Annotated in this window: 16 protein-coding genes and 3 pseudogenes; 9 read left to right on the top strand and 10 right to left on the bottom strand. The window is 71.9% G+C overall.

Going from position 1 to position 12,425, the window contains the following annotated elements:
- A pseudogene (locus I5E_RS26955) lies at window positions 1-165 on the top strand (DNA gyrase C-terminal beta-propeller domain-containing protein); the annotation flags it as partial.
- Between the two features lie 78 nt (window positions 166-243).
- On the opposite strand, the pseudogene I5E_RS08360 reads toward I5E_RS26955, so the two are convergent.
- Window positions 244-687, bottom strand: a pseudogene (locus tag I5E_RS08360) (SulP family inorganic anion transporter); the annotation flags it as partial.
- A gap of 53 nt (window positions 688-740) precedes the next feature.
- Here I5E_RS08360 and I5E_RS08355 point away from each other — a divergent pair.
- The gene (locus tag I5E_RS08355; protein ID WP_031261914.1) at window positions 741-1,115 is read left to right on the top strand and encodes a helix-turn-helix domain-containing protein; all 375 of its coding nucleotides are present in this window, start codon (window positions 741-743) and stop codon (window positions 1,113-1,115) included.
- On the opposite strand, the gene I5E_RS08350 is transcribed toward I5E_RS08355, so the two are convergent.
- Complete coding sequence (locus tag I5E_RS08350; RefSeq protein WP_022906575.1) at window positions 1,104-1,313, bottom strand: hypothetical protein; 210 nt, start codon at window positions 1,311-1,313, stop codon at window positions 1,104-1,106. The two genes, I5E_RS08355 and I5E_RS08350, sit on opposite strands and share 12 nt — an antisense overlap.
- 527 nt (window positions 1,314-1,840) lie before the next feature.
- On the opposite strand from I5E_RS08350, the gene aspS reads away from it, so the two are divergent.
- Window positions 1,841-3,181, top strand: coding sequence for an aspartate--tRNA(Asn) ligase (gene aspS, locus I5E_RS08345; protein ID WP_031261912.1), 1,341 nt, complete (start codon window positions 1,841-1,843; stop codon window positions 3,179-3,181).
- Window positions 3,182-3,301: 120 nt separating this feature from the next.
- Here the strand turns inward: aspS and I5E_RS08340 are convergent, their stop codons facing one another.
- The 5 genes from I5E_RS08340 to I5E_RS21450 all read right to left on the bottom strand — a co-directional run bounded on the left by I5E_RS08340 (window position 3,302) and on the right by I5E_RS21450 (window position 4,991).
- Complete coding sequence (locus I5E_RS08340; protein WP_022906573.1) at window positions 3,302-3,595, bottom strand: Dabb family protein; 294 nt, start codon at window positions 3,593-3,595, stop codon at window positions 3,302-3,304.
- Complete coding sequence (locus I5E_RS08335; protein WP_022906572.1) at window positions 3,592-3,846, bottom strand: glutaredoxin family protein; 255 nt, start codon at window positions 3,844-3,846, stop codon at window positions 3,592-3,594. The genes I5E_RS08340 and I5E_RS08335 overlap by 4 nt, the downstream gene beginning before the upstream one ends.
- An 85-nt stretch (window positions 3,847-3,931) precedes the next feature.
- Window positions 3,932-4,030 (bottom strand): 30S ribosomal protein bS22, encoded by a 99-nt coding sequence (locus tag I5E_RS23435; protein ID WP_003792170.1) that lies wholly within the window; start codon window positions 4,028-4,030, stop codon window positions 3,932-3,934.
- A gap of 119 nt (window positions 4,031-4,149) precedes the next feature.
- The gene (locus I5E_RS08325) at window positions 4,150-4,344 is read right to left on the bottom strand and encodes a helix-turn-helix domain-containing protein (RefSeq protein WP_022902482.1); all 195 of its coding nucleotides are present in this window, start codon (window positions 4,342-4,344) and stop codon (window positions 4,150-4,152) included.
- 131 nt (window positions 4,345-4,475) lie between these two features.
- Window positions 4,476-4,991 carry an ArsR/SmtB family transcription factor gene (locus I5E_RS21450; RefSeq protein WP_083857910.1) on the bottom strand — a complete coding sequence of 172 codons (516 nt, stop codon included), beginning with the start codon at window positions 4,989-4,991 and terminating at the stop codon, window positions 4,476-4,478.
- Window positions 4,992-5,063: 72 nt separating this feature from the next.
- Between I5E_RS21450 and I5E_RS08315 the strand changes: the two genes are divergently transcribed.
- A complete protein-coding gene (locus I5E_RS08315; protein WP_022906570.1) occupies window positions 5,064-6,497 on the top strand; it encodes a TrkH family potassium uptake protein in 1,434 nt (477 codons plus the stop codon).
- The gene (locus I5E_RS08310; protein WP_022906569.1) at window positions 6,490-7,182 is read left to right on the top strand and encodes a potassium channel family protein; all 693 of its coding nucleotides are present in this window, start codon (window positions 6,490-6,492) and stop codon (window positions 7,180-7,182) included. The genes I5E_RS08315 and I5E_RS08310 overlap by 8 nt, the downstream gene beginning before the upstream one ends.
- 60 nt (window positions 7,183-7,242) lie before the next feature.
- On the opposite strand, the gene I5E_RS08305 is transcribed toward I5E_RS08310, so the two are convergent.
- Window positions 7,243-7,830: a TetR/AcrR family transcriptional regulator gene (locus tag I5E_RS08305; RefSeq protein WP_022906568.1), complete on the bottom strand. Its 588-nt coding sequence runs from the start codon at window positions 7,828-7,830 to the stop codon at window positions 7,243-7,245.
- Between the two features lie 51 nt (window positions 7,831-7,881).
- Between I5E_RS08305 and I5E_RS08300 the strand changes: the two genes are divergently transcribed.
- Window positions 7,882-9,381, top strand: coding sequence for an MFS transporter (locus I5E_RS08300; RefSeq protein WP_022906567.1), 1,500 nt, complete (start codon window positions 7,882-7,884; stop codon window positions 9,379-9,381).
- Between the two features lie 85 nt (window positions 9,382-9,466).
- Here the strand turns inward: I5E_RS08300 and proC are convergent, their stop codons facing one another.
- Window positions 9,467-10,297 (bottom strand): pyrroline-5-carboxylate reductase, encoded by an 831-nt coding sequence (gene proC, locus I5E_RS08295; RefSeq protein ID WP_022906566.1) that lies wholly within the window; start codon window positions 10,295-10,297, stop codon window positions 9,467-9,469.
- 63 nt (window positions 10,298-10,360) lie between these two features.
- Here proC and I5E_RS08290 point away from each other — a divergent pair, with 63 nt between their 5' ends.
- Entirely contained in the window at window positions 10,361-11,317 is a 957-nt protein-coding gene (locus tag I5E_RS08290; protein ID WP_022906565.1) for a cation diffusion facilitator family transporter, read from the top strand.
- 48 nt (window positions 11,318-11,365) lie between these two features.
- On the top strand, window positions 11,366-11,743 hold the full coding sequence (locus tag I5E_RS08285; protein ID WP_022906564.1) for a hypothetical protein: 378 nt from the start codon (window positions 11,366-11,368) through the stop codon (window positions 11,741-11,743).
- 52 nt (window positions 11,744-11,795) lie between these two features.
- On the opposite strand, the gene I5E_RS08280 is transcribed toward I5E_RS08285, so the two are convergent.
- A complete protein-coding gene (locus tag I5E_RS08280; RefSeq protein WP_031261905.1) occupies window positions 11,796-12,227 on the bottom strand; it encodes a nucleoside deaminase in 432 nt (143 codons plus the stop codon).
- Between the two features lie 77 nt (window positions 12,228-12,304).
- Here I5E_RS08280 and I5E_RS25970 point away from each other — a divergent pair.
- Window positions 12,305-12,425: pseudogene (locus I5E_RS25970) on the top strand (uracil phosphoribosyltransferase); the annotation flags it as partial.

The following is a 12,425-nucleotide window of genomic DNA, read 5'->3' as shown; positions in this document are numbered from 1 at the left end:
GACGGCGACATGTCGATCGAGGACCTCATCCCCGAGGAGGAGATGGTCGTCACCATCACCCGCGGCGGGTACGTCAAGCGCACGCGGAGCGACAACTACCGGTCGCAGCACCGCGGTGGCCGCGGGGTCAAGGGTGCGCAGCTGCGCGGGGACCGCCTTCGTGAGGAACGGGAACCCGATGATGACGGCGACGCCGAGGGCCGTCAGCGCCCAGACGACCGGCGGCACGTCGGGGCCGAACAGGTTCGGGAGCTGGGCGGTGAAGATGAGGATGGCCAGGGCGTTCACGAACGCGACGTTGACGCTCCGCGGGATGAACCGCATCAGCCGCGCGACGCCGAGGAAGCCGAGCACGATCTGGACGAGGCCGCCGAGGACGATCGTCGGGACGAGGTAGGCGATCCCGTGGTCACGCACGAGCGGCGCGATCACGAGGGCGACCGACCCCGCCGCGGCGGAGATCATCGCCGGACGACCGCCCACGATCGAGATCACGACGGCGATGACGACGCTGGAGAACAGCCCCACCGCCGGGTCGACGCCGGCGACGACCGAGAACGAGATCGCCTCGGGGATGAGGGCGAGCGCGGTGACGACCCCGGCGAGGACCTCGCGCGTGAGGAGACGGGGCGAGCGCAGGGCGCTGAGGACGCTGGGCGCGGAGGGAGCGTGGGTGATCACGGACATCGCTCAGAACCCTACCCTCGCGTGAGGGTAGGGTCGTCGCCGTGAGCAGCACCATGCACATCGGGGAACTGGCCGAACGCGCCGGGATGTCCCTCCGCACGATCCGGCACTACGACGAGGTCGGCCTGCTCGTGCCGAGCGGTCGGACGACCGGCGGGTTCCGTGTCTACACGGACGAGGACCTGGAGCGGCTGCTCGTGATCCGGCGGATGAAGCCGCTGGGCTTCACCCTGGACGAGATGGCCGAGCTGCTCCGGGTCGTCGAGGGACTCGCCGAGCAGGACCCGGAGCACGCACCAGCGCTCGCGGCGCGGCTCGACGAGTTCCTGGCCGATGCACGAGCGCGGCACGCGAAGCTCGTCGAGCGTGCGGGCATGGCCGAGGAGTTCATCGGCACGCTCGGCACCCTGCGCGCCTCACTCCCGTGACAGCTCCCCCGCCTCGATGAGCCGCCTGCGCTCGCGACGCGCAGCACGGGTCTCCTCGATGGAACGGATCACGTCGTCGTGCATCTCGATGAGCCGACGAGCCTTCCACGGACGAAACCGGTACCGCTGGCGGACCTCCTGCCGCCGCTCCTCACGCCGCCGTTCGATGAGCACCTTGACCGGGTCCCGCGCCGTCATCGTCTTCTCCTCCCGTGATGCGTCCGAGCACGATCGTGCCGAACGCGGCGTGGCGATCGCGAAGGATCTGCATGTTGGACATCGCTCCGGCGCTCGCGAGCCCGACCTCGCTCCCACCCACGTCCCCGTCGCACGCCTGGTCGACCGTCCACACGAACCGCGACCACGCTCGCTCCCGCTCCTCACGCGCGACGTCCCGCCGCCACCGCAACACCGCCCACAGGCCGCCGGCCACCGGCCACCGGCCACCGGCCACCCTGCGATCGCGGTCAGCGCGACGGGCGACACCGCCGCGACCATCGTCGCCACCGCCGCAGGCGGCCACGCCGCGAGCCCCTCGACCCCTGCGGCCATGCGGGGCCTCCCTCCAGCTCGCGACCCGGCCACGTCGAGAACGCTACGGAACGCCGGGGGCGAACCGCGCCTCCGGGCCCGCCCTGTGGACGCCGCCGGACGGAAGCCGACCTGTGGAGGGACGACCGCACCCGACGACGGCGTTCGAGGCGCACCCGGTAGACTCGACCACCGTGATCGAACGCACCCGCATCGCCGACCTCGCCGCACGCCCCGACGGCCCCGTGTCCGTCGCCGGATGGGTGGAGACCGTCCGAGACCAGAAGAAGGTGCAGTTCGTCGTCCTCCGTGACGAGTCCGGCGCCGCACAGCTCGTCAACCCCGCCACGCGCGAAGCGGTCGACGGTGACGACGCCTCCGCCGCCGCGCTGGCGACGACCGAGGCCATCTCCGGCCTCGCCCACGGCACCTTCGTGCACGTGCAGGGCACCCTGAAGCACGACGAGCGCGTCAAGCTCGGCGGGCTCGAGGTCAAGGTCGGCGAGCTGACCGTCGTCAGCGCCGCCATCCCCGAGACCCCCATCGCGGACGACTCCTCGCTGGACAAGCGGCTCGACTGGCGCTTCCTCGACCTGCGCAACCGCAAGCAGAACCTCATCTTCCGCATCCAGACGACGATGGAGCACGCGTTCCGCACGTACTGGGTGGAGCGCGACTACATCGAGATCCACACCCCGAAGCTGATGGCCTCGGCGTCGGAGTCCCGTGCCGAGCTCTTCCAGCTCGAGTACTTCGAGACGACCGCGTACCTCGCGCAGTCGCCGCAGAACTTCAAGCAGATGGCGCAGCCGGCCGGCTTCGGCGCGGTGTTCGAGATCGCGGACGCCTTCCGCGCGGACCCGTCGTTCACGAGCCGCCACGCGACCGAGTTCACGAGCGTCGACGCCGAGATCTCCTGGGTCGAGTCGCACGAGGACGTCATGGCGATGCACGAGGAGCTCCTCGTCGCGGGCTTCACCGCCGTCAAGGAGAAGTACGGCGCGGAGATCGAGGAGGTCTTCGGCTTCGAGTTCGTCGTGCCGACCGCCCCGTTCCCCCGCGTGACCCTGGCCGAGGCCCGGAAGATCGTGGCCGACAGCGGCTACGAGGTCGTCCGTGCCGACGGTGACCTCGACCCCGAGGGCGAGCGTCGCGTGAGCGCCTGGGCGAAGGAGACGCACGGCTCCGAGTTCGTCTTCGTCACCGACTACGACGCCTCGATCCGGCCGTACTACCACATGCGTCACGCCGACGACCCGACGCTCACGAACAGCTACGACCTGCTGTTCAACGGTGCCGAGATCTCGACGGGTGCGCAGCGCGAGCACCGCGTGGACACCCTCGAGGCGCAGGCCGTCGAGAAGGGCCTCGACCCCGAGGAGCTCGGCTGGTACCTCGACTTCTTCCGCTACGGCGTGCCGCCGCACGGCGGGTTCGGCATGGGCCTGGCGCGCGTGCTCATGCTCGCGCTGCACGAGCCGTCCATCCGCGAGGTCACGTACCTGTTCCGCGGCCCGACGCGCCTCACGCCGTAGGCCCCCGCACTTCGTGTGCAGAAATGGTCGCTTCCCGAGTCGGGAGGCGACCATTTCTGCTCACGAAGCGAGCGCGGCGCGCGGCGCGCGCGGCGTACGGCGCGGGCCCGGAGGCGCGGCTCAGCTCTGCCAGTCGATGGCCGCCCGCCCCGAGACGAGGCCGCGGATCTCCGCTGCCGCGGCCTGGTGGTCGGGGTGCACCTGGTAGTCGTCGAGCCCGGCGAGGTCGTCGAAGGTGGCCACGACGGCGAGGTCGCTGTTCTTCTCGGGGTAGGCGACGTTCTCGACGACCTCGAGCGACCGGATCGACGGCACGGTGTCGACGAGGGCCGTGAGGAGTTCGCGGACGCGGGCGATCGAGGCGTCGCGGTCGACGTCCTCGCGCAGGGTCCAGGAGACGACGTGGTGGATCATGCGCGGGCCTCGGCCTTCTCGAGGGCACGGTGGAGCCGGTCGGCGTCGACGTGCCAGTTGCTGTGGACACGCCCGTCGACCAGGACGACGGGGATGTCCTCTGCGTACTCCTCGCGGAGGGCGTCGTCGTCGAGGATGGAGCGCTCCTGCAGGGTCGTCCCGGGGTGTTCCGCCACGACGCGTTCGACGACCGGCCGGGCGTCGTCGCAGAGGTGGCAGCCAGGCTTCGTCAACAGGGTCACGGCGGGCATGGGACCACCCTAACCGTCCTCGCCGCACCGCCCCCGGACACACGAAAGCCCCGGCGAACCGGGGCTTCGGGTGCAAGTACTGGACTTACTTCTTGTTGCGACGCTGGTGGCGCGTCTTGCGAAGCAGCTTGCGGTGCTTCTTCTTCGCCATGCGCTTGCGGCGCTTCTTGATGACAGAACCCATAACGGACCTCACTCGGACTGATGTTGTGTGGACACCGGGCCAACGAGACCGCGGAAAAACAACCCCGCCGAGTCTAGCGGAGCGCTGACGCGATGTCGAACGGCGCGGTTCGGACCCGCCTAGCCGACGTCGGCGATGCCGCCGCGCAGGACGTCCGCCACGGCGGACTCCGGGACGCGGAAGGACCGGCCGAAGCGGATGGCGGGGAGTTCTCCCGCGTGGACCATGCGGTAGACGGTCATCTTGGAGACGCGCATCATCTCGGCGACCTCAGCGACGGTGAGGAAGCGCACGTCGTCGAAACTGCCGGTCATGGTCCGCCTTCGGGATGTTCGGTGTGACCTGTGTGGTCACTGGCAACTGTAGGGGCCGGTGCGACCCGGTGTCCAGGGAGGACACAGGCCCGGTCACCCCGCCGGACCCGGTCGCCGTCGCCCCGCCGGACTCAGTCCTCGTCGCCCCGCCGGGTGAACCGCTTGCGGCTCCGGTCGACGACCCGTTCCCACCCCTGCTGCGCACCGGACAGGGCCGCCGTCGCGCGGTACGACGCCTCGGCCATCACCCGGCCGAGCTCGGTGCCGACCTCGACGGTGGCCTTGCCCGCCGCGCCCGAGCGCCGGACCGAGACCGGCTGCCCGTCGAGCGTCCAGGCCGTGGTGGCCGGGGTGCCGTCGGCGTCCACCGCGCCGGTGAACGGCAGGACCCACTCCTCGATGCCGACGAGCGGTTCCGGGTCGAGCCGGTAGTAGCGGTGCTGCCCCTCTTCGCGGCTGGTGACGAGACCGATGTCGCGGAGCACGCGGAGGTGCTTCGACACGGTCGGCTGGCTGACGCCCAGGCGTTCGACGAGCTGGCCGACGCTGAGTTCGCCGCCGGTGACGTCGGAACCGTACGCGGACAGGAGCGTCCCGAGCAGCTCACGCCTGGTGGGGTCCGCCACGACGCTGAAGATGTCGGCCATGCAGCAAGGCTAGCCGGGGCGTCACGGATGTACCATGACGAACCGTCCTGCCCATGTCCACGGAGGCATACGATGCTCGACCGACACGAGCCGCCGTCCCGCTCGGCGGACACGATGCGTCGACGGCCCTCCCGGCTGGGCACCGCCCTGCGCTCGTCGCCGTCCCGCCTGGCGATCGTGGTGTTCGTGGCGCTCATCTTCGTGTTCACGAGCCTGTTCATGACCCCGTGGGCCGCGGCGGACGGACGGTCGACGCACTTCGCGGACGCGCTGTTCACGGCCGCGTCGGTGGTCTGCGTGACCGGGCTCGCGACGGTCGACATGGCGACGCACTGGTCGGTGTTCGGCAAGACCCTCGTGGTCATCGGCACGCAGATCGGTGCGGTGGGCGTCCTGACGTTCGCCTCGATCCTCGGGCTCTTCGTCACGCGGAAGCTCGGCCTCCGCGCGAAGCTCATGGCCGCCGGCGACTCGAACCCGCTCCGGACCCACCACGGCGCCGTCCCCGAGGGGCAGGCGGTCCGCCTCGGCGAGGTGGGTACCCTGCTCGCGACCGTCGCGGTGAGCACGCTCTCGATCGAGATCGTCCTCGGGCTGCTCCTGCTGCCGTCCGTGCTCATCGCCGGCATGCCGTTCTGGACGGCGGTCGGCGACTCGTTCTACTACGCGGCGATGGCGTTCACGAACACCGGGTTCTCGCCGAACGCGAGCGGGCTCGAGCCGTTCGCGCACGACTACTGGTTCCTCTCCCTGCTGATGGTGGGCGTCGTCGCCGGCTCGATCGGCTTCCCGGTGATCCGCGCCCTCACGAAGCAGCTCCGCACGCCCCGCCGGTGGCCGATCCACGTCAAGCTCACGCTGGCGACGAGCGCGGTCCTCCTGCTCGGCGGCGCGGCCGTGTACATCGCGCTCGAGGCGTCCAACCCGACGACCTTCGGCCGCGAAGGAGCGGGGCGCACGGCGTTCCAGGCCCTCTTCCTGTCGACCATGACCCGCTCCGGCGGTTTCTCGCTCGTCGACTTCGACCAGCTGAACGGCTCGAGCCTGCTCGTCACGGACATGCTCATGTTCATCGGCGGCGGGTCGGCCTCGACCGCGGGCGGCATCAAGGTCACGACGCTCGCGGTGCTCTTCTTGGCGGCCGTCGCCGAGGCGCGCGGACGGCAGAGCATGGAGGCGTTCGGCCGCCGCATCCCGAGCGACGTCCTGCGTGTGGCCGTCGCCGTCGTCCTCTGGGGCGCAACGATCGTCGCCGTCGCCACGATCGTGCTCCTGCAGATCACCCACGAGTCCCTCGACCGCGTCCTCTTCGAGGTGATCTCGGCGTTCGCCACGTGCGGGTTGTCCTCCGGGGTGTCCGCGTCCCTGCCGGAGTCCGGCAAGTACGTGCTCGCGGCGACGATGTTCCTCGGTCGTGTCGGTACAGTGACCATCGCCGCTGCACTGGCCGCCAGCCAGAGCCGGCAACTGTTCCGTCGCCCCGAGGAGAGGCCGATCGTTGGCTGACCGCAACCGCCCGCACCCGCTCGGCGCCGTGAGCCACGACGCCCCCGTGCTCGTCATCGGCCTCGGCCGGTTCGGTGCCGCCACCGCCGGACAGCTCGAGCGCCAGGACCGCGAGGTCCTGGTCGTCGACACCGACGCCGGACTCGTGCAGAAGTGGTCGGACCGGGTCACGCACGCGGTGCAGGCGGACGCGACCGACATCGACGCGCTGCGGCAGATCGGTGCGCAGGACTTCCCGATCGCGGTCGTCGGCACCGGCAGCGACCTCGAGTCGAGCGTCCTCATCACCGCGAACCTCGTCGACCTCGGCATCCCGCAGATCTGGGCGAAGGCGATCAGCCGTTCGCACGGCACGATCCTGTCCCGGATCGGCGCCAACCACGTCGTCTACCCGGAGCGCGAGGCGGGTGAGCGCACGGCGCACCTGGTGTCCGGCCGGATGCTCGACTTCATCGAGTTCGACGACGACTTCGCCGTCGTCAAGATGTTCCCGCCCGCGTCGGTGCGCGGCAAGGACCTCGCCACCACCGTCATCCGCACACGCTTCGGTCTGACCGTGCTCGGCATCAAGACCCCGGGCGAGGCGTTCGTGCCGGCGACCCCGGAGAGCGTGATCGGGGAGAACGACGTCATCATCGTCTCCGGGACGGAGCGCGCGCTCGAGCGCTTCGCCGCCCTGGAGTGACCCCCTGACGGCCGGGAGGCGCGGTGCGGCCCCGCACCGCGCCTCCCGACCGTCGACCGGTCACGTCGCGGACGGGACCCCGTCCCGGAGGGCGCGGAAGAGCCGTGCCAGACCGGCACGGTGGGCTTCGACGACGGTGTCGTCGTCCTCGCCGTCGAGGACGGCCTCGGCCGTCCGGACGAAGACGGAGGCGTAGCCGGCGACGAAGAGCGCCGCGAGGAGCCGGTCGCCGACGGCCTCCCCGAGCGCGCGCTGCCCGTCGGCCACGAGTTCGAGCGCCCGCGACCGCAGTGCCGGCGAGTCCGCGACGGTCAGGAAGAACCGTCTGGCGCCGGGAGCGAGTCCCGAGACGGGCGCGCGCTCGTCCGCGACGCGGAGCGTCAGCGCCTCGAGCGTGTCGAGCACGTCGTCGTGTGCGACGCCCTCGACCGCGGCGACGAACAGCGCGATCGTCTCGGCGGAGCGGTCGAGGAAGAGGTCCTCCTTGCGCGGGAAGTGCTTGAACACCGTGACGCTCGACACCCCGGCGGCCGTCGCGACCTGGGCGACGGTGACGCCGTCGAACCCGTGCTCGGCGAACATGCCGGACGCGGTCTCGGCGATCCGGGCCCGGGTCTCCGGTCCCCCGCGGGGCGCGCTCCTGGGCATGCGGACTCCTTGCTTGTTGACTGACTGAGTTGAGTGACTTAACTTAGACGCATGAACGCCCGTCGCTTCCACTCTCCCCGATCCCTGCGCGGATCGCGTGTCGCCCTCGCCGGGCTCGCCGCGGTCTTCCTGTTCGAGATGCTCGACAACTCCGTCCTGAACGTCGCCCTCCCCACGATCTCTCGCGAGCTGCACACCGGGGCGACGGGACTGCAGTGGGTCACGACGGCGTACTCGCTCGTCTTCGGTGGTCTGATGCTCGCCGCCGGTGCCGTCGCCGACCGGTACGGCCGGCGACGGGTGATGCTCTCCGGGCTCGTGCTCCTCGGCCTCGCGAGCCTCGCGACCGCGTTCGTGACGACCGTCGGCGGGCTCGTCGCCGTCCGGGTCGCGACCGGGATCGCGGCCGCGATGACGACCCCCGGCTCGATGGCCCTCGCATTCCGGCTCTTCGACGACGACGAGCGGCGGGTCCGTGCGATCACGGTCATCTCCACCGTGGGGCTCGTCGGGCTCGCCGTCGGCCCCACGGTCGGTGGGCTCGTCCTCGCCGTCTGGCCGTGGCAGGTGCTCCTGCTCGTCAACGTGCCGATCGCGGCGCTGGCCTTCCTCGGGATCCGGCTCGGCGTCGCCGCGGACGACCCGGGCGGGCTCCACCGGGCCCCGGTCGACTGGACGTCCGCGGTGCTCGGGACGGCGACGATCGTCCTCGCCCTCGTCGCGCCGACGCGCTTCGCCGACGGCGGGCCCTCCGACTGGACGGCTTGGGCGGCCACGGTCGGCGCCCTCGGCTGCGGTGCCTGGTTCGGGGCCCGGCAGCGCCGCGTGGCGCACCCGCTGCTCGACCTCGCGCTCGTCGCCCGGCCGCTGGTGTCGAGTGGCCTCGCGTACAAGGCCGCCACGGGCATCGCGGTCGCCGGGCTCGGGTACCTGGTGACCCTGCACCTCCAGCTGGCGTGGGGGTGGCCGCCGGCCCTCGCCGCGCTCGGCATGCTGCCGCAGGTCGCCGTGCTCGTGGCCGGCAGCGCGTTCGTCGGGCCGTTCGTCCGTCGGGTCGGCCTCGGGCACGCCGCCTGGTCGAGCGCGGCCGCGGTGGTCGTGGGACTCGCGGTGTACACGCTGCTCGGGCCGCTCGGCTACGGGTGGATCGCCCTCGCACTGGTGCTGGTCGCCGCGGGCATGCGGGTCGTCGGGGTCGTCGCCGGCACGAACGTCCTCGGCGGTCTGCCCGGGGACCGCACGACCATCGGCGCGGCCCTGGTGGACACGTCGTCCGAGGTCGCCTCCGCCGTCGGTGTGGCGATCGCCGGGACGGTGCTCGGCGCGGTGTTCACCGGGTCGCTCACCGCGACGCCGTGGAGCCACGCGCAGAGCGCCGCGTTCGACCACGCGGTGACGATCGGCGGATCGGTCCTGACCGTGCTCGCGGGCGGCCTCGTCGCCTGGGCGATGGTCCGGGCCCGGCGCGCGCTGCCGACCGTGCCGTCCCCGGCTGCCGATGTCGTGGCCCCGGAGCGCCGGGCCCCGGACCACCAGCCCGCGGGTCGCTGACCCTCGGACCAGCAGCCCGCGGGCCGCCGTCCCGTCGGGCGGCGGCCCGCCGGACGCTGGCTGTCGGTCGGCGGCCCGTCGACCGCTAGCCCTCGGAGAGTTCCTCGGCGCGGGCGATCGCGGCGCGCGACGCCCGCTCGAACGTCCCGGCGAGGTCGGCCTCCTGCAGCACCGCGACGGCGCGTTCGGTGGTGCCCTTCGGGCTCGTGACGGCCTTCCGCAGCGCGGTCGGCTCCTTGCCGGACGCGGCGAGGAGTTCCACCGCCCCGCGCAGCGTGCCCTGGACCATCGCCTCGGCCTGCTCGGCCGTGAACCCGAGGGACTCGGCGGCCTGCTGCCACTGCTCGACGAGGAGGAAGACGTAGGCGGGACCCGACCCGGACACGGCGGAGAGGGCGTCGAGCTGCGACTCCGGCACCTCGATCACCACGCCGGAGACGTCGAACACCGACGAGGCGAGCGCGACGGCCTCGGCGTCGGCGGACGGGCCGGCGCTGATCCCGGTCACCCCGCGGCCGACGCCGATCGGGGTGTTCGGGAGCGCCCGGACCACGCGGACCCCGGCCGGCACCCGCGCCTCCATGCTGGCGGTCGTGGTCCCGACGGCGACGCTCACGACGACCGTCCCTGGTGCGAGGTCGGCCGACACCTCGTCGAGCAGCTCCCCGATCGCGTAGGGCTTCACCCCGAGCACCACGAGCGACGCGCCACGGACCGCGGCACGGTTCGCGTCGGGGTCGGTGTCGGTCGCGGTCGCGTCGAGGCCACGCTCCCGGTGCGCCGCGGCCGAGGACTCCGACTTCGTGGTCAGGGTCACGGTGGCGGGGGCCAGACCGGCAGCGAGCAGCCCGTCGAGGACCGCGCCGGACATTGAGCCGACGCCGAGCAGAGCGGTGCGGGGCAGTTCGATCGTCATGCCCCAGACCCTACCGAGCGCCCTCGCCTAGGATCGTCTTCCAGGTCGGGAGAAGGGACAGCTGTGAGCGCTTCAGGAGGCACGAAGGCGATCCTCGCCGCGCTCGGCGCGAACGTCGGCATCGCGATCGTGAAGTTCGTCGCCGCGGCGATCAGCGGATCGGCGTCGATGCTCGCCGAGGGCGTCCACTCGCTCGCCGACTCCGCGAACCAGCTCCTCCTGCTCCTGGGCGGCCGTCGCGCCCGCCGTGCCGCCGACGAAGAGCACCCGTTCGGCTACGGACGCGAGCGGTACGTCTACGCCTTCGTCGTCTCGATCATCCTGTTCTCGGTCGGCGGCGTGTTCTCGCTCTACGAGGGCATCGAGAAGGCCACCCACCCGCACCCGCTCGAGAACTGGTGGCTGCCGGTGGTGGTGCTCGTCATCGCGATCGGGCTCGAGGGCTTCTCCCTCCGCACCGCGCTCCGGGAAGCCCGACCGCAGAAGGGCCGGCAGAGCTGGGTGCAGTTCGTCCGACGCGCCAAGGCGCCGGAACTCCCGGTCGTCATGCTCGAGGACACCGCCGCCCTGCTCGGCCTCGTCTTCGCACTGTTCGGCGTCGGCCTCACCGCCATCACCGGCAACGGGCTGTTCGACGCGATCGGCACGATGCTCATCGCCGCGCTGCTCATCGCCGTCGCGGTCGTGCTCGGCATCGAGACGAAGAGCCTGCTCGTCGGCGAGGGCGCCACCGCCGCCGAGGTCGAACGCATCAAGCACGCGGTGCTCGACGGTCCCGAGGTCGACTCGATCATCCACATCAAGACCCTGTACCTCGGCCCCGACGAGCTCATGGTCGGCGTCAAGGTCGCGGTCGACGGCGACCGACGACTGGGCGACGTGGCGGCCGGCATCGACACGGTCGAGCACCGGGTGCGGCAGGCCGTGCCGATCGCCCGGGTGATCTACGTCGAGCCCGACGTCCTCCGGACCGGACCCCGACCGCCCACCGAGGCGATCGTCATCCGCGCCGCGGACTAAGGGGAACCTTGCTGGCGGGCACCGGGACCGGTCATCCACGATGGTGACATGTCGGCGCTCTTCAACATCCTGCTCATCCTGCACTTCCTCGGCCTCGCGGCCGTCATCGGGGCGTTCCTCGTGCAGGTGCGGCGCAAGGGCGGCTTCCAGACCGTCTGGCCGATCACCGGGCTCGTCGTGCAGCTCGTCACCGGCCTCGGGATGATGGGGATCATCGACGCCACCCAGGACGGCGGCGCGAACCACGCCAAGCTCGGCGTGAAGCTCGTCATCGCCGCCGTCGCCCTGGTGCTCGCGTTCGTCGCCCGTGCCCGCCAGAAGCGGGCGGACGCCGGCGCGGCGAAGGCGAAGGCCGCGCTGCCGTTCTTCCACTCCGCCGGCGCGCTCGCGATCGTCAACGTGCTGATCGCGGTGCTCTGGAGCTGAGTCGCCGCCGGGCTGCGCCCCGGCTCCTCGGGCCCGCGGTCCCTCTGCCCGGTCAGCGGCGCGCCGCGAAGAACGCGTCGAGCAGCGCGGCGCACTCCCCCTCGAGCACGCCGCCGATGACCTCGGACCGGTGCGGGAGCCGGCGGTCCCTCGCGATGTCGTAGACGCTCCCGCTCGCGCCGGCCTTCGGGTCCCACGCGCCGAACACGATCCGCGGCACCCGGGACGCCATCACCGCGCCGGCGCACATCGGGCACGGCTCGAGCGTCACCACCAGGGTGTGCTCCTCCAGGTGCCAGTCGCCGACCGCCGCCGCGGCTGCCCGCAGGGCGAGGACCTCGGCGTGCGCCGTCGGGTCCTGCCGCGCCTCGCGCTCGTTCCGCCCGACGGCGACCACCGTGCCGTCACGGTCGAGCACGACGGCGCCGACGGGGACGTCCCCGGTCGCGAGGCAGGCGCGCGCCTCGTCGAGCGCGCGCTCCATCGCCGGGACGAACGGGCGGGCGGCGGGTGCTTCCACAGGGACCTCCTGGCGGTCGGCAGCACGGTAGGCTCGACCCTATGCGAGTTCACGTCGCCGACCACCCGCTCATCACCCACAAGCTCTCGGTGCTCCGCGAACGGACCACTCCCTCCCCCAGTTCCGCGCCCTCACCGAGGAGCTCGTCCCGCTCCTCGCGTA

The organism is Curtobacterium sp. B18 (assembly GCF_000333375.1).
GTDB lineage: Bacteria > Actinomycetota > Actinomycetes > Actinomycetales > Microbacteriaceae > Curtobacterium.
The sequence above is the reverse complement of the archived record's forward strand: the minus strand, read 5'-3'. Positions and strand labels throughout refer to the sequence as shown.